Below are 23,907 nucleotides of genomic sequence, written 5' to 3'. Positions count from 1 at the left end.
GATGTTAAATGTCGTTGTATAAAAAAATGTGTTGCCTACTGTTCGCTATGCTGATCAGTTATCACCACTTGGGCAGTGCGAAAGTTACTAATTTATCGTTAGAGCGTATATCGGTTGAACATGGCTTATCGCAAAGTTCAATAAAAACAATGATACAAGATTCTGAAGGTTTTGTTTGGATTGGCACTGAAAATGGGCTTAACCTATACGACGGTTACAGCTTTAGAGTATTACCAGGACCAAATGATGCTTTTAGCAACCAAGATATTACTAAAGTAATTCAGGGGAAAAATGGACTTATTTGGATTAATGTGACTGGTCTTGGCCTGTATTCATATAATAAAAATAATGACCAGTACCATCTGGTTGTTAGTGGTGATCTAGAAAATAAAAATTATCATATTGCTGACATCACTGAAGGTGATAACAATACACTTTATATCGCCAGCGCAAAAACTATCATCCGCTATAACAAACAAACTCAGCAATTAACAACGTTAGCTGACTTAAGCACTGCACTAGATGGGCTATTGATAATTAATAGCGTTTTACACCATGACAATACACTATTTATAGCGACACCCGTTGGTGTTTATGCACTTAATACGCAAACTAAGCAATTAAAAAAGTTACCTGCAATAACAAAGTCAAATTTAATAGGCCCTCCGCCAACGCACAGTGCCGACGCTACAAGAACTTATAACTTGCATGTGTCCGCCCAAAAACATTTATATTTTGGTACCAATAATGGTGTCTATAAGGTGGACATTGCCAATATTGATGACTTTATTAACAGTACCACCTCTTTAAAAAACTATCGTACTGTTATTGAAGGGTTACCTAGTTGGACATTTTATGCTGATAAAGACTCATTATATATTGGTAGCCACTTAGGTTTATCAAGGGTATCTACTCTCACTGATAACGTAGAAAATCTTTTTGGTTTCAACGATGTTTATGATCACTTAAACAACAATATTGTTATGTCTATGTTTAAAGACAACCAAGGTGTTTTCTGGCTAGGTTCAAATACCAATGGTATTTTTAAATGGAACCCTTCACATAGTATTATCAGTAATTATCGTTATAAAAAGTCGAGTGAAAATAGTTTATCTGATAACTTAATTTGGTCTGCCACAGAAAATAAATCAGCTAAAGATGAAGTATGGTTAGGCACAGCAAATGGGTTAAGTTTAGTAAATTTAACAACGAAAACGACAGAGCAATTTTTAGTTGAGATACAAAGAAAAGATATTTATAGCAAGTCTTATATTTATCAAATACAGCAGGATAATAATAATCAATTATGGATCCGCAACGCCGTTAACATGCAGTTATTTGATACGTTAACAAAAAAAATAAAACCTATGCCTTTTGCTACAGAAACGCTTGATTTATTTACGCCTGAAGTGTGGTTGTTTTATATCGATACAGAAAATTATGGCTGGGTATTAACTACTGATGGACTAAATAGAATAAATTTAGACACAGGCGAATTTACTTCTTTAGACTTTATCGATCAAACAATTGGCGATAATAACATTTTTAACGTGCTTGGTTTTTTACCCAATACCCGTACCATGCTAATTTCAACCAACGATACTTTATGGGGAGCAGATCTTAAAACCAATACCGCTACAAAACTTTATACTTTTCCCAACGTTTCACCTACTGAATGGTCTTACTTTGACAGTTGGGCTATTGATAAAAACAACATAATCTGGCTTCCTTTTGTAACTAAAGGGTTAGTAGGATTAGACGCTACAAGCTTTGAATTAAAGCATTTATTAGATAAAAAAAATTCCACTATCGACCTCAATAATTACAGTGTATTTTCTGATTCAGAAGGTGATATATGGTTTTCAAGTCACAATGGTTTGTTCGTGCTTTATGCCGATAGTCTTCATCTTCGTAACTTTAATTTAAATGATGGTATAGGGGCTCGAGAATTTAACTCGGGTGCATCAGCTAAACATAGTAATGGTAAACTTATTTATGGCTCTATTAATGGTATTAGTGTCTTTGATCCACTAACACTAAAAAGAAAACAGGCGTATGAAGAACTAACTTTGCACCTAACCAACATTGAGATTTTATCGCGCGAAGCTAATTTTCCTTTTATGGTAGACCAGCAAACTACACTTAAGGTTCAACATGACGATATTGGTATAAAAATAGCCTTTTCTCCTTTAGTTTTTAGTCATCAACAAAACATGGTTTTTGAGTTTAAACTTATAGGTAAAAAAGAGGTTACTTATCCAATAACAACCGATAATTATATTACCTTCCCAACCTTACCTTCGGGCGAGCATGAACTGCAAGTTCGTTTAAAGTCTCCATTTACAGGTGAGTTTTCAAAACCAACATCTTTATTAATTTCTGTTGGGTATGCACCTTGGGCCTCACCGACTGCGTACGTTATTTATTTTTTATTGGCGTTATTACTCTTTTTGTATTGGTTAAATAGCCGAAGAAAGTACACGCAAGTATTAATTAATGCACATGAGCAAGTTCAACAACGTGAACAACGATTATCGTTAGCTTTACGAGGCAGCAACAGTGCTGTTTGGGACTGGTTAGCTGAAGATAATATGATTTTTGCAAAAAGAGTATCAAATGACTTAGGTTATAAAAATATTGGTGACTCTTACTTGTTTTCAGAGCATTTAAAGTTAATTCATAATAACGATCGAGAAGCGTTTAGCCACCAATGGCAAGAGTTTATTCGTGCTGCAGATCTTAATGATAGCTTTTCTTGTACTTATAGAATGCAGGCACAAACGGGGGAATGGTTATGGTTTAAAGACTTAGGCAAGATTGTCGCCATTGACCAAAGGGGCAACCCTACACGTATTACTGGCTCTTATACCAACATTACTGAGTCGCGAGCAGAAGCAGAAAAAGCACAGTATTACGGTGAAGCCTTCAAACAAACTAAAGAGTGGGTTTTTATTATTAGTGAAAACTTTACTCGTATTGTGGTCAATAAATCCTTACAAGATGCCTTAGGTTGGCGCAGCGATAACATTTCATTTGATGACGAACTATTCGGTTTAAATAGTAAAAGACGCGCCTTTTACCGACGCTTATTCAATTCATTAAATGAACATGACCACTGGCGCGGCGAAGAAATAATTTATGCCAAAACTGGCGAAGAATACCATGTACTGTTAACCATTAATGTTAACCGTAACCAAACAACAGATTCGTTACACTTTGTGTGTATTGCTACCGATATTACTGCGCAAAAGCAGGCAGAAAATGAGCTCCGCTATTTAGCCAATTATGATCATTTAACTGACTTACCCAATCGTGCATTACTGTTAGAGCGTATCAACCACGCCATGGAACACTCAGCCCGCTTTAAGCAGTCTTTTGCCTTATTTTTTATTGATTTAGACCGCTTTAAAAAAGTTAATGACTCTTTAGGCCATGACCAAGGTGATATTTTACTACAAGAAATAACACGCCGATTAAAAAAGGTATTGCGTGTTGATGACACAGTCGCTCGTATTGGTGGAGATGAATTTGTTATTTTACTTGAGTCATTTCGTGGTAATAGTCAATTAAGTAAAATTGCACAAAAGGTTATTAAAGAAGTGAATGAGCCGGTAATTTTACAAGGAAACATGGTTACTGTGGGTGCAAGCATTGGCATCGCACTTTACCCCGAAGATGCTGGAAGCTCTGAAGAATTACTGAAAAATGCAGACGTAGCCATGTACCATGCCAAGCAAATTGGGCGTAATACTTTTCAGTTCTATACCCCTAGAATGAATGTTGAAGCAAGTCAGCGATTAAAAATTGAAGCGAGTGTTAAATATGCGCACGAACATAATGAGTTTATCAACTATTATCAACCTATTGTTAACTCAAGCACCGGAAAAGCCATTGGCGTAGAGCTATTACTGCGTTGGAAAAAAGACAATAAATTGATTTTACCCGGTAAATTTATCTCAGTAGCCGAAGAGCTCAATTTAATTATCCCGATGACTGAACAAGCGTTAGAGCGTGGCTTACAAGATTTAAAGATATGGCATCAATACCGTAAAGATATGTTTTTATCGGTTAACTTGTCTGCCCAACACTTTTCTATTGAAAGTTTGGTTACCCATCTCACCTATTTATTAGATAAATACCAATTACCGGCATCAGTATTAAAATTAGAAATAACCGAGAGCATTTTGATTTCAGATCCCCAAAAAGCAATACACACCATGGAAACATTGGCAAAGATGGGCGTTGAGCTTGCGATTGATGACTTTGGTACGGGCTACTCTTCGTTAAACTACCTGAAACGGTTACCCTTACATTCACTAAAAATAGATAGATGCTTTATTCAAGGTATAGGTTTTGACAAAAAAGATGAAGCCATTGTTGACGCAACACTTGTGTTAGCGAAGAACTTAGACATGCACTGTATTGCCGAGGGCGTTGAAACAACAGAGCAACTAAACTATTTAGCACAAAGAAAATGTTATGCCATTCAAGGGTTCCTCTACAGTAAACCAATTTCTAGTGATAAAGTGGAGCAGTTTTTGATTGAAAATAAACAGGAAATTACCGCAAATTAATCAAACTTTCTTTATACTATTTTTATGAATGAATAAATAATCCAATAATTATTAACAACTTTAAGGCCTCTCATGACTCAACATTTTGATTTTCTCGCAATTGGCGCAGGCAGTGGCGGAATTGCCTCTGCAAATAGAGCCGCAAGGCTTGGTAAAAAAGCTGCGGTAATTGAAGCTAAAGCTATAGGTGGTACTTGTGTTAACGTAGGCTGTGTACCTAAAAAGGCCATGTGGTATGCAGGTCAAATTGCCGATGCCCTTCATTATGCCCCAGATTACGGTTTTAACGCACCATTAAAAAGTTTTGATTGGCAAAAGCTCATTGCCAACAGAGAAGCTTATATTAAACGTATTCATGCAGCCTATGAAAGAGGTTTTGCTAGCAATGGTGTAACTGTTATTGAAGGTTTTGGTAAATTTATTAATAAGAATACCGTAGAAGTCAATGGTCAACGTTATACCGCTGATCATATTTGTATCGCTACAGGAGGTAAACCGAGTATACCTAACATTGAAGGTGCAGAATTTGGTATAGATTCTGATGGTTTTTTCGCACTAGAACAACAACCCAAAAGCGCTGCCGTAATTGGCGCTGGTTATATTGCCGTAGAACTCGCAGGTGTTTTACATGCGCTCGGCAGTGAAACTCACTTATTAGTGCGTAAAGAAAAGCCATTAAGATCATTTGACACTATGTTAACAGATACCTTAGTCGAGCAAATGGCTAAGCATGGGCCAACATTACATTGCCATAGTACGCCTAAACGCATTGAAAAAAATGGTGACTTATTCACAATTCACTTAGAAAATGGCAACACAATTGGCCCTGTTGAAACTGTAATTTGGGCAATTGGCCGCACGCCTGCAACCGAAAACCTTGCACTTGACGCAGCAGAAGTAGCAACAAATGAACATGGGTATATTCCTACTGATAAATACCAAAACACTAACGTAAAAGGAATATACGCCGTTGGTGATAACACCGGCCGCGTTCAATTAACGCCTGTTGCCGTAGCAGCTGGTCGAAGGCTATGTGAGCGCATTTTTAACAATAAACCATACGAACACTTAGACTACACAAATATTGCAACCGTGGTTTTTAGCCACCCTGTTATAGGCACCATTGGCTTAACCGAGCAAGAGGCAATAGAAACTTACGGTGAAGAGCAAGTGAAAGTATACAATTCACAGTTTACAGCGCTTTATCAAGCAATGACTGAAGAGTATCGAGACCCTACTCGTATGAAACTAGTCTGTGTTGGCAAAGAAGAAAAAATTGTCGGTATTCACAGTATTGGTTTTGGTAGTGACGAATTACTGCAAGGTTTTTCAGTTGCAATGAAAATGGGCGCTACAAAAGCTGATTTTGATAACACTGTCGCTATACATCCAACGTCTGCTGAAGAATTTGTTACTATGACATAGTATGACTAATGTAGACCCTACATACAATTGAGCCTATTCTTAGACGGATTGGTATTCATCTATTAAAGAGCATTAATTTCCCTAATTAGTGCTCTTTATCTTTACGTCACTTCTCTCTTAACATCTATTTAACCTTAGCTCGGGTTAAGAGATAAGTTAATGCCCTAAAATTGCTAGACTTGTGTTTGTAGCCACTCACTAGCTTGATAGTTATTCTTAATTCAAGGCAAGTTCATTAAGAATAGATATTCTATTATTTATGAATTTAACACAGAAGTAAGGCAAAATAGCTGCTAGAGAGCTATTTAAGCTAAGCACGTCAATGTCACGATTTAACGCAGATACGCATATAAATTGTAGTTTTGGTGTACTTAGCTTATCCAGAATTCAAGTTATTTAATAATGCTTCACATAAAATAAGCGAGGACTTTCTAATAAAAATTATTAACTTTTAATTGATCAAACTCGATTATTTCTTTGCTAGTGTCTATAGTAAATTTAGTGTTGAATTAATCGGTTAGCATATGAATAAAGGAATTTTTCCTCCAAAGGAAAAGTGGAAAAAGCATGTTTCGATTGAAGCCGCTAATAATGCTGATTACAAGCGCCGTTTGTTTTCATTTATTGCGATGGCGATTATTGCAGTTACCGTATTATCTAGCCTTGTGATTAGCAACCATCAAATATATCCCTTAATTTTAACCATCACGCTTATCTTTTCATTCTTTAGTATATTGATTGTGCTTTTATTTTATTTAAAAACTAAAGCACTCTATCAAGCTATTGTAATCGCTAGCTTTATTATTTTTATGTTGATTATTTTGCTTGTTTACAGTGGTGGTAAAGACAATACCGCACTCTATTGGTTGATGTTTTCTCCACTAGTTGCGTACTCTACTTTAGGTATTTATAAAGGTTCTGCACTCTTAGTAGCAATATTAATAAGTATACTAACTCTCCTTTATGGTCCTGATATTGGGCAAGCTGTATATGGCGATACAGAAAAAAGTCGATTTCTCGGCTCTTATTGTATCGTCATATTATTTGCTTATATTAACGAATATTTTCGCAGTCAAAGTTTTGCTACACTTAATACCATTTCTTTAGAACAAAGAGAGAAAGCTAACAGCGACTCGCTAACTGGTTTACCCAATAGACGTTTTATAGATAGCTGCTTAGTTCCTAAAATACTCGGCGAACAAGAAAGCTTTTTACCTATGGCTGTTATCATGGCTGATATTGACTACTTTAAGGCCATAAATGATAACTTCGGGCATGATGCTGGCGATAAAGCCATAATTCACGTAGCAACAATAGCGAAAAGTAAGGTAAGAAATTCTGATATTGTTGCACGCTTTGGCGGCGAAGAATATTTACTATTTTTCCCTAAAACATCGCTTGATAACGCTTTAGTTATTGCAGAACAAATACGAACAAACTTAGCCAATACTCCTTTAAAAATAGAGGAGAACACTATCCCAATGACGGCTAGTTTTGGTGTAGCAGAAGTCAATAATATTAATTATTTAGAGCAAGCAATCAAGCTAGCAGACCAGAAACTGTACCAAGCTAAGCAATCCGGTAGAAATAGGGTAATAGGTTAAATATGACACAAGAAAAAGTGATGAACGAGGTCGAATTACAAAGAAAAAAGCGCATTATACAGGTGTTTTGGTTAGGCCAACTTGCTTTTTTGTTAGCAAGCTTTCATCCCATATTAACCGAACAACGGCATAATTTATTTTTCCTTTTTATCTTCTCAATATTACTGTGTTTTGCTTACCAACAAGCACAACAAAACAATTTATGTCGTGCTGCTAACATTATTATTATTGTTATTACCGCCACGATACTCACTTTTTCTTGGTTTAACGAAGGTGCAAGAGATGAGACACTGTTAATATTTCCCGCGTTAATCACCTTTGCAGTATTGATAGGCTCAAATAGAGGCCTATTTGTTATGCTATTTATTATTGTAAGTAATGTTCTGGTAATGGGGTATTTAAATAATGCTGAAATTATAATACATGAGGTTAGTGGTTCTGGGTTTGAGTCTGCAGTAGTAACTACTATAATATTTTGTGTTGTTTTTTACAGCATTAATATACTTGGTAGCGATTTGTTAAAAGCGAATAAACAATTAACCCAGCAACAAGAGCTATTAGAAACGGAAGTAAAAAACCGAACAAAAACACTTGAGCAAACTCTTGAACAATTTATTAAAACCAAAAATGAGCTTGCAGACGCTGATAAAATGGCATCGTTAGGTCGTCTTGTTGTGGGTGTAGCTCACGAAATTAACACCCCTGTTGGTATTGCCATAACAGCAGCAAGCTTAATACAAGATAAAAATGAGCACATACTTACTAGTTTTAATAGCAATACCCTTACACGCACTCAATTACAAGAATATTTAGCCGCTACAGAGCAAACGATAAAACTACTTGACACAAATTTAAGGCGCGCGTCTGATTTAGTTACCGACTTTAAGGGGGTGGCAGTACTAAGTGAAGAGGAGTGTCGTTCAGTTTTTACCATAGGCACTTTACTTTCCAATATATTTAACCATTTACAATCAGTAAGCGACAAAGAACGCTTCAAAGTAAATATTATCTGCCCCCCTAATATTAATGCTTATCAAGACCCTGCAGTTATTACACGTATTGTAGCTAATTTATATAGTAATTCAGTGAAGCACGGATTTGATGAAACAGAAGAAGGAATTATTACGATAACGGTAACAGTTGCTAATAGTATTATTGCATTAACCTATCAAGATAATGGGGTTGGAGTTCCTACTAGTGGTGTTACAAAGATATTTGAGCCCTTTTATACCACTAAGCGAGGACAAGGTGGCACAGGCCTTGGTTTGCATATTGTTTATAACTTAGTAACCCAGTCGTTAGGCGGTGAAATTAGTTACGATGGCACTTTTACCCACGGCGCAAAGTTTGATATTAGTTTTAATCAAAACATGTTGAGCCATGATCAAAACCTTCCTACCTCGCATTGACACTCGCTTATGTTTTTTAGTTATTTATTGCTTCTTTTTATCAGCAAAAGAATTTAATAATATACTAGCAATACCGTAGAATTCTGGTAATCTCTATCGTCCTTGGTTAGCAAACTATTAATAGAGTTAGTGAGCAACTAAGAGAAGTGAATATTTTATCCACATATAAAAAAATAAAAATAAAATGTGACTAAAAGGATTTTTTCTTACCTTTTTTCATTTTAAACAACAACTTAAAAGTCCAACGTCTTTTTAAATTGATAATTAGACGCTTTTTCTGATCCTAGTTTTCAACAAAGTTATCCACAGCCTAGTTAAAAAGTTTGATTTAATAACTTTATTGCTAGAGAGAAAATCGTGATTGTGGCATCCTTAACAGCAAATTAAGTAACAACACAGTACATCATGACAACAGCTTCATTATCTCCATTAATATTAGTCGACGGCTCTTCCTATTTATTCCGTGCATATCATGTTCCTTACTTACAGGCATTATCAACCGCTGATGGTCAGCCTACTGGTGCAATTACCGGTGTATTGAATATGATCAATAGCCTTAAAAAAGAATACCCAAATGGCAATGTTGTTGTGGTATTTGACGCTAAAGGCAAAACATTTCGTAACGACATGTACCCTGAATACAAGGCTACTCGCCCTCCTATGCCTGACGACTTAAGAAGCCAAATAGCACCAATACATGAAATAATTGAAGCTATGGGGTTGCCTTTGCTTGTTGTTGAAGGTGTAGAGGCTGACGATGTTATTGGCACGTTAGCCCATCAAGCATCTCAGGTTGGTATGGAAACCGTTATATCAACTGGTGATAAAGATATGGCTCAATTAGTTAATCCGCATGTTCGATTGATTAACACCATGACCAACGTTGAGCTAGATGAAGCCGGTGTTATTGAAAAGTTTGGCGTGCGCCCCGATCAAATTATCGATTACTTAGCACTCATGGGTGACAAAGTAGATAACATACCTGGCGTTGTTAAGTGTGGTCCTAAAACGGCGGTAAAGTGGTTGCTTGAGCATGAAACATTAGACAACGTTATTGCAAACGCAGACGCTGTTAAAGGTAAAATTGGAGAGAATTTACGTGCTGCTTTGCCCGATTTACCATTGTCTTATCAACTGGCAACAATAAAGCTTGATGTAGCACTCGACTACACCGTTGAACAACTACAGCCGTCTCCTGCGAATGTAGAAAAATTAACTCAGCTATACACTCAATTTGAATTACGTCGCTTACTGGCTCAATTAAATTCAGATAGTACTGAAACAACAAGTGACATTGACGATACTGACGAAGAATTAATTGAAAATATAGAGACTGAATATGAAATAATTTTTGATCAGCAAACTTTAGATGTTTGGCTAAATAAATTAAAAAGCGTTGGCATATTTGCCTTTGACACTGAAACAACCAGTGTTGACTATATGAAGGCAAAGTTAGTAGGAGTATCTTTTGCTGTTGAAGCTGGAAAAGCCGCTTATGTGCCGTTAATGCATGATTATGAAGGTGCGCCAACGCAACTACCTTTAGACGATGTGCTAAAGCAACTAAAGCCACTATTAGAAAGCACAGAAATTTTAAAGATCGGCCAAAACTTAAAGTATGATGCCAATGTTTTATCGCAATATAAGATAAAAATGGCCGGAATTGGCTTTGATACCATGCTTGAGTCTTATTGCTTAAACAGTGTTGCCAGCCGACATAATATGGATGCATTAGCAGATAAATATTTGGGTTACAAAACCACTTCTTTCCAAGATATTGCGGGAAAAGGTGCAAAACAATTAACGTTTAATCAAATTGATATTGAAAAAGCCGGCCACTATGCGGCTGAAGATGCCGATATTACCCTAAGGCTTCATCAAACCCTGTATTCTAAGTTATCAAAAAGCCCTAAACAACTGGCTGTTTATAATGAAATAGAAATGCCCTTGTTACCGGTTTTAGCCAAAATGGAACAGCTTGGTGTATTAATTGATAGCGACTTATTAAATAAACAAAGTAATGATATTGCGCCACGCCTACAAGCACTTGAAATTAAGGCACACGAAGTAGCCGGCCAAGCATTTAACCTAAGCTCTCCAAAGCAATTACAGCAAATTTTATTTGAAGAGCTGAAGATCCCGGTACTGAAAAAAACGCCTAAAGGTGCACCGTCAACTGCGGTAGATGTGCTTGAAAAATTAGAAAAAGAGGGGTATGAATTACCACGAATTATTCTTGAGCATCGTGGATTATCTAAACTTAAATCGACTTACACCGATAAACTACCACTGATAGTTGATGAAAATGGCCGTGTTCATACCACTTATCAACAAGCGGTAGCAGCTACAGGGCGTTTATCGTCGACCGATCCAAATTTACAAAACATTCCGATCAGAAGTGAGGAAGGTCGTAAAATACGCCATGCTTTTATTGCAAGTAACAACTACAAAATAGTCGCCATTGATTACTCTCAAATTGAGCTACGCATTATGGCGCACTTATCTGACGATAAAGGATTAGTATCAGCTTTTTCAGAAGGAAAAGATGTCCATAAAGCCACTGCAGCAGAAATATTTGACGTAGCACTAGACGAAGTAACAAGTGATCAGCGCCGTAGTGCAAAAGCCGTAAACTTTGGTTTAATTTACGGTATGTCTGCTTTTGGCTTAGCCGAGCAGCTTTCAATAGAGCGATACTTAGCACAAGAATATATGGATAAGTATTTCGAACGCTACCCCAATGTTTTAACTTACATGGAAGATACTCGCCAAAAAACCAAAGAATTAGGTTACGTTGAAACAGTATTTGGTCGTAGATTGTATCTACCCGATATAAAGTCTAAAAATGCGATGCGTAGAAAAGCAGCTGAACGCGAAGCCATTAATGCCCCAATGCAAGGTACCGCAGCCGATATTATTAAAAAGGCGATGTTAGCAGTTAACCGCTGGATTGAAGAACAAAATGACGATCGTATAAAAATGACCATGCAAGTGCATGATGAATTGGTTTTTGAAATCCATCAAGATATTGTTGAAGAAACCACCACAAAGCTTATAGATATTATGGACAACGTTGTTTCATTAAGTGTGCCGTTGATAGCGGAAGCTGGTATTGGCGATAACTGGGAGCAAGCACATTAAATAACCAAGAGTGAAATTTAGTCGGTGTAATAAAGTTAAATAACTGCGCTCATTTACTTGTTCTTGCGTTTTTTTGATTCTTTTTACGAAGTACTGCTTAGCCTTGCAACTAGCCGATATTACTGTATATCAAGTACATCCTAGAAAGACTAATGGTAAATTCTTTGTGTTTAGAGGAATTAACAGCTACTTTCAATAAAGCAGTGTTACGATAATGTTAAGGTAAAAATGAAAGTCACTCTACCAAGCCTATTGATACTAATGGCACTTTGTTTAATCAAAGCTAGCGGTGCCAATGCTCAAGCAACCCAAAAAGAAGTGTTTACTCCTTTTAAAATGATACAACAAACAGTTGAGGGCCGGCAGCTGCTCGACATTGCAGATAATGCTGAATATGAGCCTGAAATGTCGAAGCAACAACTCGATGTTTTAGCAAAAACTGGCATTAAGGCCAAACATATTGAATATGAAGTAGCTCAATACTTAGCGTATATTTCTGTACACAATGCATTATCAGAATTTGACAAAACATCTGCATACCTTAGCAAGCTTCACGTACTAGGAGTGAAGCTGGGCAACGAATGGATTTTAAGCCTCTATTATCATAAAAAGGCACGTCTGGCATTAAAGCAAGGTGAATACTTAAATGGACTTGATTACGCATCGCAAGCGTTAACATTAGCTGATTCAATCCATTTTAAAGAAGCCAGTGCAAGGGCTAAGTCTGTTAGAGCTATTTTCTATGGTAAATTGGGTAAAAGCACTTTAGCATTAAAAGATTATCAAGACGCTTTAACAGTATTCGACGAGTTAAATCATAAAACTCTTTCCATGAAAATATACCTAAACATGGTAGCTTTATATTTAGATCGCCAAGAGTACGACAAAGCGCTCATTGCATCTGACAATGTTATTAATATATTAGAAGCACTACCACGAAAAAACATTCGTGCGATGGCAGCCAATTATATAAATAGGGCAATAGCATTAAGTTATTTAGGCAAAGTGGAACAAGAGTTAGATGCCTATAACACTGCATTAACGTATGCGATTAGATCAAATGACATTGAAATATTAGCAACTATCTATGCCAACCTTTCCGACTATTATTTAAGAAATAACAATTACACCAATGCAGAAAAGCAAGCGAATATTTGCATTGAAACAGCCAATCGTATTAATAACATTCACATAGTCAGCGTATGCCAGCTTAACCTAGGGCTTACTTACGTTTTTCTCGATCAGACTGACGCAGGGTTTGCACTGTTAAATAAAGCACTTGAGACTATCCAAAAAGAAGGTATTAAAAGTAATTTACCCGATGCATACTTAGCATTTTCAACAGCATATCAATATTTAAACGATCATAAGTCAGCTAACAGTTGGATAGAAAAAAGGTATCAGCACCTTCTTGAACAAACTAAAGAAGATCAAGCACTCTATTACTCTGCGGTTGAACAAGACTTTCACGACTCTGTTGCTGACCGAGACAATATTTATACCTCTGTTAAGAAAGACATGCTGACGAATATTTTAACGCAAGACCAATTGGTTAAAAAACTTATTATTATTTTAATAATAATAAGTACGCTATTACTATTATTTGTCAGTTTAACTATTTATTATCGGAGAAAATTAGCAAAATATCATTAATAAATAATAGCTTAGCTAATTGTTTTAACCAGTAGAAATGATCACATTGCTAGTGGGCTTGGTATTACATATTATCAATTGAAGTCCCTAGCGCTTCGAGTTTATCTTTGTAATATATTGGTATTAGATCTTGGTTAATGGTTTGGAATATATTTTTTGCATGCATTAATTCCTGTTGTTTTAGTTTAACCTCGACTAAGCGTAGCTTAATTTGATTGACTCGCACTTCATCACCCGCACTCTTAGATAAACCTTCTGCTTGGGTAAAATATTTATCTGCGAATGCGTATTTCTCTACATTAAAATACGCATTCGCAAGCACGTAAAGCACAGTGCCTATTTGCTGTTTGTTATCAAATTCTTTGCTCCAACGCAGGGCTTTGATCCAATAATTTAATGACAACTCAGGTAAACTTAAGCGTCGAGTAATATGCCCCAAATTACCAAAAAGCTCCATTTTAAAGTGCGGATTTCTACTGCTTTTAAATTTTTGCTCTAATGCTTGTAACGTTTGGTAAGCTTCTTCGTCTTCTTCTAATTCCATTTGTAAATTAGCTAGAGTTACTAACCGCATTGGAGAGGGAAAAACATTATTCATCGCCTGTATTTTGTTTTTGGCTTTTTCAGAATATTCTCGTGCCCTGTCGATATTATTATCGATTAAGCTAGTTTTAGCATAATAAATATAAATCGTAATAAGAAATGATTCTGGTAATCTTTCATTTTCCAGCCAAGGAATTATCGCTTTATTAAGATCTTCAATTCGTTGTAAATTGTATAATGCATCAAATTTATGCTGCAATAAGCCAAACCAAAGGTAAGAATGAGTAGGTGTGTTTTTTAACTTTTTATCAACCACCGTTAAGCATTCTTTCGGTGAAAGCAAGCACACCTCACTTGCTTTGATTACCCCTTTATTAATTGCATTATATTCTGCTTTAGCTTTACTCTGAAAAACAAATAAAACAACCCACAATAATAAAAAATTGCAGAGCAAGTTGTCGTTATTCATTTTACTAAAAACGTTCAAATGCTAATCGCCTGTAATATTTAACGTGCTGATATAAAAATTAGGGTCAACGCTAATAGCTGCATTAGTTGCAGATAGTTTAAGATTAACCCACTGTGTTGTTGGTGTTATCCACTTAGCTTTGCCATTGATATAAATACGCACTGGCATATTAAAACCCTCGATAGCATTTCCCCAACGAACACGCATTTTTTGATCTATAACAACGTATTCAAGCATAGGAATACGGAAATCTCTTAAATATTGATCAAAGATTTTACTTAAGTCTTTTCCTGAAAGCTTACTTATATATGTTTCTACTTGCTCTGTTGTTACTGTTTTGTGATAAAAGGCTTTATTTAGACCACGCAATATTTCTCGCCACTTAACATCGTCATCAATAACCTGGCGAATAGTATGCAGCATATTACTTCCTTTATAATACATATCTTTAGAGCCACCTTTGTGCACGTTGTACTGCCCGATAATTGGCTTATCGTTTGCTATACTCGCTCGTAGGCCTCTAATATATTTATAAGCCGACTCTTTATCAAAGTGATACTCAAGAAATAAACTTTCCGCGTAATTCGTAAAGGCTTCATGTATCCACATATCAGCAATATCTATACTGGTAATATTATTTGCGAACCATTCATGTGCAGTTTCATGCACAATAATAAAGTCAAATAACAACCCTGGGCCCATGCCACTCAAGTCGCGCCCTAAGTAGCCATTTTTATAACCGTTACCGTAGGTTACAGAGCTTTGATGCTCCATACCTAAATATGGGGCTTCAACTAATTTATAGCTGTCTTGATAAAAAGGATAAGGCCCTAACCAATACTCTAATGCTTCAATAGTGCGCTTACCTTCTTTAAATTGCACTTTGGCTTTAGCTAAATTTTCTTTGAGCACCCAATAATCCAAATCAAGTTCGCCATTTTCACCCTGATACTTTTCACCAAAGTGAACATAGTCACCAATATTAATATTAATGCCGTAATTGTTGATGGGATTTTTAACTTGCCAATGGTAGGTTTTAGTTTTGGCTTTTTTATCGTGTTCTATATCAATTAAGCGGCCATTCGATACGTCAACCAAATGTTCCGGCACTTCCACGCTAATTATTGCACCTAAATCAGGCTCATCATAGGCGTGGTCTTTATTCGGCCACCAAATACTGGCACCAATACCTTGGTTTGAAGACGCGATAAAGTCTATTCCATTGCTGTCTTTAGTCCACGTTATTCCACCATCCCAAGGTGCTCGCTTTGCCACAAGTGGTTTACCTGAGAAAAATAATGTGACTTGATGTTCAGAGCCTACTGCTTGTATTTCGTTCAGGGTTATAAAAAAACTATAGCCATCCTTTTCTACCTCTAACGCTTGCCCATTTTGCAGGGCCTTGGTTAATTGCATAGGTGCTTGAAGCTCTATTTGTAGCCTTTTTTGTTCAGATAGCACACGATAACTAACAGTATTAGTGCCAGAAATAGTTTTCTCAGACGGGTCAACCTTCACTTTCAAATGGTAATGACTTAAGTCCCACCAAGCTCGTTCTGGTGTAATTGAGCCACGTAAAACATCTTGACGAGTTATAGTGCTAGCACTACTTCCAAAAATACTGTCGGCGTATACCGCAAAAGATAGAGCAAAATTTAATAAAACAACTATTAGAGAAAGTAATCTCATGTCTAAACAAACCTAGTAATTAATTAACCGTTATTAATATCATAAAACCATTGTTTGAAATAGTAGATTGGCGCTAATTCGGTTGTTTTCTAAGATGAATCACTAAAGTTAATAGCTAGCAGCTTCACTAGGGCGTGTTGAGCACTTTCTTATACGGATTATACCAAAGCTTTATAAATGCTGCCGATAAACGAGCATTTTAAGCCATGTAGGTAATAGAGATATTTGAGTAAATGTTTAACGTAAACTAAAAAAAACGGCCCAAGTAGGGCCGCTTTATGGTCTATTGAGCTTATTATTTCATTGCTGAAATGTATTGTGATAACGCAGAGATATCGTCGTCAGTTAAACGAACAGCAATATTACGCATCATACCATTTGAGTCATTAGCACGCGTACTTTCACGGAACTTTTCAAGTTGAGACTTAACATAAGTTGCGTTTTGACCTGCAATAGCTGGAAAGCCGGCTTTATCCATACCTTGACCATCAAGACTATGACAAGCGATACATGCAGTTACGCCACGCTTTTCATCACCACTAAAGTAAAGCTTATGGCCATATTCACTTGACTCACTCGCAGCTGGTTTTAATGTTTGTGATGCAAAGTAAGCTGATAGGTCTTTAATATCTTCTTCAGAAAGTGGCGCTGCCATTGCAGCCATCACTGGATCAGGGCGGCCATCAGCATTATTACTTGCAATAGCAGTTTTAAAATCATGTAATTGTTTAATTAAGTACGTTTCACTTTGGCCCGCTAATGAAGGGTACATAGGCACTGCTGCATTACCGTCAGCACCATGACAAGCAGCACAAGTTGCTGCTTTTGCTTTACCCGCTTCAACATTACCAGCAAACGACTTAACTACAGTAACCGCAGCGAAAGTGTTTTTTACTTCGCCAACAGCTGATGTATCTTTAAAATACGCACCTAAGTTTGCAATATCTGCTTCAGATAAATTAGCTGAAACTTGATTCATCGAAGCATTAGCACGGGTCGCATTTTTAAAATCTTTTAGTTGTTTTTCAATATACTCTGGGTGTTGTTTAGCTAAGTTAGGGTTAATATGAACTAAACTTTCACCATCTTTACCATGACAATCAACACATGCTGTAATACCACGTGCTTTATCACCGTTTTGATAAAGGGCCTTACCCGCTAATGCATCTGCAACAATCGTTGGTGCAGCTGCAGGAGCTGCAACTGTAGCACTTGTATCGCCACCTGTTGAAGCAGCGCTTTCACCTTTATTGATATCTTGAAAATAAGCCCCTAAATCGGCCATGTCTTGATCAGACAGCCCCATTGCCATTGGCGCCATTACAGGGTCTTTACGCTCACCTGATTTAAACGCTTTAAGTTGCTTCGCAATATAATCTGCATGTTGCCCAGCAAGGTTAGGATACATATCAACGGCACTAATACCATTAGCCCCATGACAAGCTGCACAAACTGCTGCTTTTGCTTTACCTGCTTGTGCATCGCCCTCAAACGCATTGGCTTGAGTTAGCATACCTAATCCGATGACGAACGAAAATATGACTTTTTTCATGGAGTGCTCTCTGTTTTAAAGGTTACTTGTTTTATTAATTTGAAAAACAAACGTGATAAATAGTTAATTAACTAAGCATTTTACACGATATAGCACAATATTTAATAGGGTTAGATGAAAAAATCACTAAAAAATGTAAGGGGATTACAATTCATTTACGTAAAAAAGAGATATAATGACGAATATTCATTTGTTTTCGGAAAATAACCTTGTCTACTTCAGTTGTTCATTTAAGTAAAGCTACATTCACAATCAGCGCGCCTGACATTCGACGCCTACCTGAAGATACAGGCATTGAAGTGGCCTTTGCTGGCCGTTCAAACGCCGGTAAATCAAGCGCATTAAATACGTTAACTAATCAAAAAAGTCTAGCGCGTATTAGTAAAACGCCAGGTCGAACTCAACTAATTAACGTTTTTGAAGTTGGCGAAAACCAACGATTAATTGACTTACCTGGCTATGGCTTTGCCAAAGTACCGCTAGAAATGAAAAAAAAGTGGCAAAAAGCGTTAGGTGAATACCTAGAAAAACGTACCAGTTTAAGAGGTTTAGTTGTTTTAATGGATATACGCCACCCATTAAAAGACTTAGATCGTAACTTAATTGAATGGGCTGCAGAAAGTAATCTGCCCGTTTTGGCACTACTCACTAAATCAGACAAACTTTCACAAGGCGCTGCCAGTAGTGAAGTATTAAAAGTTAAGAAAGCACTAAGTAACTTAAATGCCGACATTCGTGTACAAGCATTTTCATCATTAAAACGCACAGGCTTTGACAGCGCAAATCAAATAATTTGTGACTGGTTAGCGCAGGCAAACGAAAGTGAAGATGTAACAAGTGAAGCATTACCTAACGAATAAGCAAAAAAAAACCGATGATTAAGAAATCATCGGCTATATAGCTTTGGGGAAGCTAGAATATAAAATTATTACAACAGGCGTCCGCTAAGGGAACAAGTGAATTATAGAGTAAGTACTCCACAAAAGTAAAGTACTTACTCTAAAATAATTGATGTTTTTTGAAAATAATGACAATTTTGCTTTTGTGGAGGTGTCATAAATAATGAGAATGGTGTCAACAAATGAGAATTTGTGACTACGCATAATGTTTGAGATTAACAATCACTGAATTCCATTACTTAGTTAATCCGTCTGTCATGGCTGAAATAAGAGAAGGCTAAAATCTAAAATAACATTTTTCCAAAAGCAAAGCCTGCTAGTACTTTCTGATTCTTAATCCAGCCTTTGTTCCAATACGTTTGATTGCCTTTCATCATATCAATCAATCCTTCAAATATCTTATCTTTGGCATCCTTAGATGCAGTTGAGCCTATCGGAGAGGTATTTCCTAGTTTATGCATTGCTGCAAACTCCAAGATATGTTGATGCATATCAAATTTTCGAGTCTCTGGAAATTTTTGCTCCTTGGCACAAAAAGAAAGAAAATCACACATAGAGGTGTTAGCTTCATTGCAAATATGAACTATACCTTCTAAGTCTTCGATAGCACAGAAATGAATGTTCTCAGGTGGAAGCATATTGTTGATAGTTTTTTTTAGCTTTTGGCTGTGCTCTGGGAGCAAATATTCTAGCAAATCACAACAATCACCAATATAGTAATTTTGGTGAGTAACAATCAGTGCATGCCGATTTTCATATTCTTTAATACTATCGTTTTTTACTGAGTCCAAAAGTTGAATACATTGTGATACTTGTTCTACGCCTTTTAGGTGAATATCCCTGATTTGATCTCTTAAGATACGAGGGTTATCCGTAATCAATACTCGGCTTTTAGGTTCCGCACCTTTAGCATCAATTAATAGTGTTTTGTCTTTTTCAATAACAATAAAGTCAACTACTTTACCTTCTAACTTATTTTCCTTGTAAATAGATTTGATGTTAGTTTCTATGAAAAATCTATGCTTAAACTCAATCAATAGCTCTTCCAAATACCGTTCAAATGATGAGGTGAATTTATCTTTAAATCTACTTGGATCTGCTTGTTTAAGAATCCTCAATATAAACTCTGAAATACCAATACTAAGCACCGTAGAATGAGGAGTTGTAATTCCATCAGGTATAATTAATACAGGCTTTTGAATCAAAAATGGTTCTTCAAAATACTCATCCCGCCTTATTGTTCTATTTAGTAGGCGCTTTTGTTTAATTAATGACTCTATTTCGTAAACATTCCCTCCAACGAGATTCAGTAATTTTTTTAATTCCCTAAAGCTAAAATAAGGGCACATATATTCCACAAGTTCTTGATACTTAATTACGGGCGAGTGATTCCATGTAAAAACCAATTGGAGCAATGCTGAAAACAATAAGAAACGCTCAAATTCAATACCTGTGATTCTGTTGAAGTCCTCTTTGGGCAATGAGCTGGCTGATGGCTGCATTAGCATTGAATAAAATCGAAATAAGAAATAAAGGTGTTGTATCGGGTGTGTTTGAAACCTTAATTGAGGAATGATCATTTTTCGGAGAACCATTCTAAAGTTTTTATTATTAGTGATATCTGACGCATCAGATTGGATATTCCAAATATCTTCAAGAATTTGTTGAGCTTGTTTATCTGAGGCTATTTTGGGATTACTACGAGGAGTTAACTCTAAAGCCCACTCCAAAGCTAAAAAGGCAATCCAAGGTCTACGCTCGGCAGAGTGTTCATTATCAGGTTTGTAGTGTAAATATCGAATAAAGTAGCTAACTAATGATTCATGAGTAAAGGACTTTATTTTTTCTCTGATTTTAATTACCTTATCTTCAAAAGACATAATCAATCAGCTCCTCTTCGATATCCAAAACAATTACTACATAGTTTGCAATTTCAATATGTAATCGTATTTACCATCTTTATGCCAATCCGTTTTTGAAATAGAAAGGAGTTGATTCCCGATGTTTTTTTCAATACTTTTTCCAGAAGCCAGCGCTAAATAAGCATCATCAGGAATTACACATCCCATAGCTAGTTCAAATAATGTTGAAGCAAGTTCTAAAAAGGTTTCATGCGATTTGTCGAGATCATCTATTTCATTAACATTAAGTTTTAAAGTAAGTTGCTTCGCTGATACCCTACCACCTTCAATATAATACGCAATGTTGTTCGGTAATATACCAGTTCCAATCTCAAGATACCTTGAGGATGCGTGCCAAGTATCATCATAAATATTCTTATATAACCCTGTCTCTAGATTTAAATCTATTAGGTAATCTTTTGCAATGTATGGCGACCAACCCTGTTCTAAAGGTATAAAAGGAGGGTTTTTCTCGTCTTTTATCTGCTGAAACAGGTTATCAAATGAGGAATTAATATCTGCTTTAGATTTAATGTCTAAACAAGCGACATTGTTTGCCCATCTTACTAATTTGGCAAATCTAAGATGGCATTTTCTAATAGAAGTTAACTTTGCATACTTGAGTAGTTGAGGGTCTTTTATAAATAATCCTAACCTTACAAAAATGCTTTGGTAGTTGTTAAATACTGCTAGTAAATATAAAAATGGAAGCAATAAAAGTGATAGTGCTGTAGGAATAATTAGATCGTAAATAGTTTTAAGTTGTCCAAGTTCACCAAAAGCGGTAATGAGCTTATAAACTGTAAAAATAACTATAAATAATCCAATAGCTTCAGTTAACTTAGTCAAAAGTTGTTCAACTATTTTATGCTCTTCTTTTTGTTGGCTAACAGCAATCATTCCACCAATTACTACCATTAATGGAATAAAAATTAACTCTACCCAAAGGCTAAATGTATAAACACTTAAGACAAATTGAATTACTACAATAATTTTAAGGTTGTCTTTGATTGCTTTACTAAAATAATACGGCTCATCAGAAGCCTTAGTAATCTGAAAAAAAGAATAAGAAGCAGCAGAGAAAAACCAAAAAATTACGTTTTTTATTTGATGACTTTCCCAGAGACCAAATGAATCAATGGCAGCGATCATAGCCAAAGTATATACAGCCATCAAAATAAAAGAGACAATAATAAATCTACTAAAAAATATTTCGACGATCTGCCTAAATAACGCTCTTACGTTTTTTATCGTAAAAGCCCAGATCAAAAAAACTATAGCCCAAATACCAGTAGCTATTTCCCTATTGTTCAAAATGTCCATTGCAATTGATTTTCCTTTACCGATAAATCTTTGTTCTTTTACTCGAAAAGTGCTGGTACTTGTCCAAATTTTTTCATTAGTGAGTAAATACGAGCATCCAACTTTAAATACTTTGAATATACTTTAGGGTTTCCGTAGCTCCCTGTTAATTTGTTTTGAGTGATGTCTCTAATTTGACAAAGCTTTTCTAGAGCTGCTCTTGCAACATCACTATCAAATAAATTGTGTACCTCAACATTTAATATATCTTCCACTCGATTTAAACAGTCTACCCCCCAAAAACCGTCTCCATAATCTGTGAAACCAATGCTAAGCAAACCGCCCTTATTAGATAGATGATCGATCACGGTTTTATCAAAAATGACTCTGGGCCAATCAGCAAATTGACTTTCTAGCTCGTATGCTCGAATCATTGCTGGGCCGAATACAGCATCTCTTGCATGGTACAATTCCCCGTATGACATTCCACCACGTAGTGCAATACTTTGGTTCAAATAGGTATCTTGCAACATTCTAACGGTTGCGGTAACTAAAATGTTTGCTGCACTTTCAACGTAAGACTCTTTTGTTGCTATGGACAAAACAATACAGTCGCTAAAAGTTGTAGCTATTGGTTCGCTACCAATCTTACTCATGAATTCTTTATTCGACTTAAGCGTGTGCTTTATATCACTCACTACTTCATGAACGGTGCTACATTCCATAGTTTTTACAAGTGAGGAAAAACCTAGTATATCTAGAAAAAGGCATAACCTTTTTTCGTAATTATCATACATAAATTAATCAATACTCCTACCAATTATTCGACTTAAAATATTAACTACAGATCTTTCTCCAGAACGTGCATATGCGCTTATGAAGTAATTACGAAAAGTAAAAAACAACCCAACAATTCCGCTTACTATTCCAAGATATTCTAGCCAGTGAACTCTTCTTATAAGTACCATTTTTAACCCTTCAGTTATAGGTCGAGAAAGTTGTTCATCAATAGAAGACATCACCCAAGCTGGCGCGATGAAGTAAAAAAAAGTGAATGTTGCTAGCCCTAACGTCAATGCTCCCCACCACGGAAGCCTAGAGCTTGCATAAATTGAATCATTAATGATTTGAGATGAGTGAGACTTTCTTCTGTAGCGTCTTGCCATAATTAAATTCCGTTTGCTTTTTAATCCAATATTTTGTTTTTCAACTAAAATTAATATAACTAATCAGTGAAAGTTACTCCAGATGAAAAAGTCATATGGTTATCGATTACATTTTGATTGTGTCTATTTTCGATGGGACGAGAATCAATATGCCTACAGAAAAATAACCTTAGATGATTTGATACAAGCGGGTAAGCAACCCTCAACAATTGAGTGCCGTGAGGCTGTATGTAGTGGCTAATCAACCTGACCACAGTATTGTATTTTTTAATTAATAGTGCTCTACATTAAGCGGCCTAATAAACTGTATGGGATATCTCTATAATCTACTTTGATGTTACGAACTCATCAATAAGCTTTTCAAAATCAAGTTTTTCATTATTTTCGCATGCTTTGGTTACTCTATCGACAAGAGCTTTATTGATAGGGAGGTTGTCAATGCGGTTGTTAGCAATTGCTTCTCGAACATTTTTTATCGCTTGATTTGATTCAATAGTAGATTTGCTCATCATGCACCTTTGCGACCAATAACAGTTAGTTGAATTATAACCCATTTATAATTTGTCAAAACCATCTTCCG

16 protein-coding genes and 1 pseudogene are annotated in these 23,907 nt (G+C 36.1%); 8 read left to right on the top strand and 9 right to left on the bottom strand.

The features are described from left to right. The first annotated feature begins 8 nt into the window (after positions 1 to 8). The 6 genes from QUD79_RS00950 (at position 9) to QUD79_RS00925 (ending at position 13,806) form a co-directional block, all read left to right on the top strand. Positions 9 to 4,574: an EAL domain-containing protein gene (locus QUD79_RS00950; RefSeq protein ID WP_184422052.1), complete on the top strand. Its 4,566-nt coding sequence runs from the start codon at positions 9 to 11 to the stop codon at positions 4,572 to 4,574. 72 nt (positions 4,575 to 4,646) lie between these two features. Next, positions 4,647 to 5,999, top strand: a complete 1,353-nt coding sequence (gene gorA / locus QUD79_RS00945) for a glutathione-disulfide reductase (protein WP_184422055.1) — start codon at positions 4,647 to 4,649, stop codon at positions 5,997 to 5,999. A gap of 524 nt (positions 6,000 to 6,523) precedes the next feature. Next, positions 6,524 to 7,603 (top strand): GGDEF domain-containing protein, encoded by a 1,080-nt coding sequence (locus tag QUD79_RS00940; RefSeq protein WP_184422069.1) that lies wholly within the window; start codon positions 6,524 to 6,526, stop codon positions 7,601 to 7,603. A 2-nt stretch (positions 7,604 to 7,605) separates the two neighbouring features. After that, positions 7,606 to 9,012 (top strand): sensor histidine kinase, encoded by a 1,407-nt coding sequence (locus tag QUD79_RS00935; protein WP_184422072.1) that lies wholly within the window; start codon positions 7,606 to 7,608, stop codon positions 9,010 to 9,012. Positions 9,013 to 9,417: 405 nt separating this feature from the next. Further along, a complete protein-coding gene (gene polA, locus QUD79_RS00930) occupies positions 9,418 to 12,153 on the top strand; it encodes a DNA polymerase I (protein ID WP_184422075.1) in 2,736 nt (911 codons plus the stop codon). A gap of 228 nt (positions 12,154 to 12,381) precedes the next feature. Next, complete coding sequence (locus tag QUD79_RS00925; protein ID WP_184422078.1) at positions 12,382 to 13,806, top strand: tetratricopeptide repeat protein; 1,425 nt, start codon at positions 12,382 to 12,384, stop codon at positions 13,804 to 13,806. A gap of 64 nt (positions 13,807 to 13,870) precedes the next feature. Here the strand turns inward: QUD79_RS00925 and QUD79_RS00920 are convergent, their stop codons facing one another. The 4 genes and pseudogenes from QUD79_RS00920 to QUD79_RS17500 all read right to left on the bottom strand — a co-directional run. Beyond that, on the bottom strand, positions 13,871 to 14,836 hold the full coding sequence (locus tag QUD79_RS00920; RefSeq protein WP_184422081.1) for a tetratricopeptide repeat protein: 966 nt from the start codon (positions 14,834 to 14,836) through the stop codon (positions 13,871 to 13,873). Between the two features lie 3 nt (positions 14,837 to 14,839). Continuing rightward, the gene (locus QUD79_RS00915; protein ID WP_184422084.1) at positions 14,840 to 16,507 is read right to left on the bottom strand and encodes a M1 family metallopeptidase; all 1,668 of its coding nucleotides are present in this window, start codon (positions 16,505 to 16,507) and stop codon (positions 14,840 to 14,842) included. A gap of 295 nt (positions 16,508 to 16,802) precedes the next feature. Next, the gene (locus QUD79_RS17505) at positions 16,803 to 17,450 is read right to left on the bottom strand and encodes a c-type cytochrome (RefSeq protein WP_385958576.1); all 648 of its coding nucleotides are present in this window, start codon (positions 17,448 to 17,450) and stop codon (positions 16,803 to 16,805) included. Beyond that, positions 17,433 to 18,020, bottom strand: a pseudogene (locus QUD79_RS17500) (c-type cytochrome); the annotation flags it as partial. The pseudogene QUD79_RS17500 and the gene QUD79_RS17505, both read right to left, overlap by 18 nt. A 248-nt stretch (positions 18,021 to 18,268) precedes the next feature. Here QUD79_RS17500 and yihA point away from each other — a divergent pair. Continuing rightward, positions 18,269 to 18,919, top strand: coding sequence for a ribosome biogenesis GTP-binding protein YihA/YsxC (gene yihA / locus QUD79_RS00905; RefSeq protein ID WP_184422087.1), 651 nt, complete (start codon positions 18,269 to 18,271; stop codon positions 18,917 to 18,919). A gap of 323 nt (positions 18,920 to 19,242) precedes the next feature. Here the strand turns inward: yihA and gapS1 are convergent, their stop codons facing one another. The 4 genes from gapS1 to QUD79_RS00885 form a co-directional block, all read right to left on the bottom strand. Then, entirely contained in the window at positions 19,243 to 20,838 is a 1,596-nt protein-coding gene (gene gapS1, locus QUD79_RS00900; protein ID WP_184422090.1) for a GapS1 family protein, read from the bottom strand. A gap of 36 nt (positions 20,839 to 20,874) precedes the next feature. Then, positions 20,875 to 22,182, bottom strand: a complete 1,308-nt coding sequence (locus QUD79_RS00895) for a hypothetical protein (RefSeq protein WP_085285898.1) — start codon at positions 22,180 to 22,182, stop codon at positions 20,875 to 20,877. 38 nt (positions 22,183 to 22,220) lie between these two features. Continuing rightward, complete coding sequence (locus tag QUD79_RS00890; protein ID WP_184422093.1) at positions 22,221 to 22,886, bottom strand: hypothetical protein; 666 nt, start codon at positions 22,884 to 22,886, stop codon at positions 22,221 to 22,223. A 75-nt stretch (positions 22,887 to 22,961) separates the two neighbouring features. Continuing rightward, the gene (locus QUD79_RS00885; protein WP_139175630.1) at positions 22,962 to 23,327 is read right to left on the bottom strand and encodes a hypothetical protein; all 366 of its coding nucleotides are present in this window, start codon (positions 23,325 to 23,327) and stop codon (positions 22,962 to 22,964) included. An 82-nt stretch (positions 23,328 to 23,409) separates the two neighbouring features. On the opposite strand from QUD79_RS00885, the gene QUD79_RS00880 reads away from it, so the two are divergent. Further along, entirely contained in the window at positions 23,410 to 23,568 is a 159-nt protein-coding gene (locus tag QUD79_RS00880) for a hypothetical protein (protein ID WP_184422097.1), read from the top strand. 85 nt (positions 23,569 to 23,653) lie between these two features. Here QUD79_RS00880 and QUD79_RS00875 read toward each other — a convergent pair whose 3' ends face one another. Next, positions 23,654 to 23,839 (bottom strand): hypothetical protein, encoded by a 186-nt coding sequence (locus QUD79_RS00875; RefSeq protein ID WP_143327783.1) that lies wholly within the window; start codon positions 23,837 to 23,839, stop codon positions 23,654 to 23,656. Positions 23,840 to 23,907: the final 68 nt, after the last annotated feature.

This window comes from Thalassotalea piscium (assembly GCF_030295935.1).
GTDB lineage: Bacteria > Pseudomonadota > Gammaproteobacteria > Enterobacterales > Alteromonadaceae > Thalassotalea_B > Thalassotalea_B piscium.
This window is presented reverse-complemented; position numbering and strand designations above follow the sequence as displayed.

What these genes read in the sequence shown, in the direction of transcription:
- QUD79_RS00875 (WP_143327783.1), bottom strand. Translation starts at nt 23,839, where the DNA reads ATGATGAGCAAATCTACTATTGAATCAAATCAAGCGATAAAAAATGTT.
- QUD79_RS00885 (WP_139175630.1), bottom strand. Translation starts at nt 23,327, where the DNA reads ATGGCAAGACGCTACAGAAGAAAGTCTCACTCATCTCAAATCATTAAT.
- polA (WP_184422075.1), top strand. Translation starts at nt 9,418, where the DNA reads ATGACAACAGCTTCATTATCTCCATTAATATTAGTCGACGGCTCTTCC.
- QUD79_RS00925 (WP_184422078.1), top strand. Translation starts at nt 12,382, where the DNA reads ATGAAAGTCACTCTACCAAGCCTATTGATACTAATGGCACTTTGTTTA.
- QUD79_RS00935 (WP_184422072.1), top strand. Translation starts at nt 7,606, where the DNA reads ATGACACAAGAAAAAGTGATGAACGAGGTCGAATTACAAAGAAAAAAG.
- QUD79_RS00915 (WP_184422084.1), bottom strand. Translation starts at nt 16,507, where the DNA reads ATGAGATTACTTTCTCTAATAGTTGTTTTATTAAATTTTGCTCTATCT.
- gapS1 (WP_184422090.1), bottom strand. Translation starts at nt 20,838, where the DNA reads ATGTCTTTTGAAGATAAGGTAATTAAAATCAGAGAAAAAATAAAGTCC.
- QUD79_RS00890 (WP_184422093.1), bottom strand. Translation starts at nt 22,886, where the DNA reads ATGGAATGTAGCACCGTTCATGAAGTAGTGAGTGATATAAAGCACACG.
- QUD79_RS00940 (WP_184422069.1), top strand. Translation starts at nt 6,524, where the DNA reads ATGAATAAAGGAATTTTTCCTCCAAAGGAAAAGTGGAAAAAGCATGTT.
- QUD79_RS00880 (WP_184422097.1), top strand. Translation starts at nt 23,410, where the DNA reads ATGAAAAAGTCATATGGTTATCGATTACATTTTGATTGTGTCTATTTT.
- QUD79_RS00895 (WP_085285898.1), bottom strand. Translation starts at nt 22,182, where the DNA reads ATGGACATTTTGAACAATAGGGAAATAGCTACTGGTATTTGGGCTATA.
- gorA (WP_184422055.1), top strand. Translation starts at nt 4,647, where the DNA reads ATGACTCAACATTTTGATTTTCTCGCAATTGGCGCAGGCAGTGGCGGA.
- QUD79_RS00950 (WP_184422052.1), top strand. Translation starts at nt 9, where the DNA reads ATGTCGTTGTATAAAAAAATGTGTTGCCTACTGTTCGCTATGCTGATC.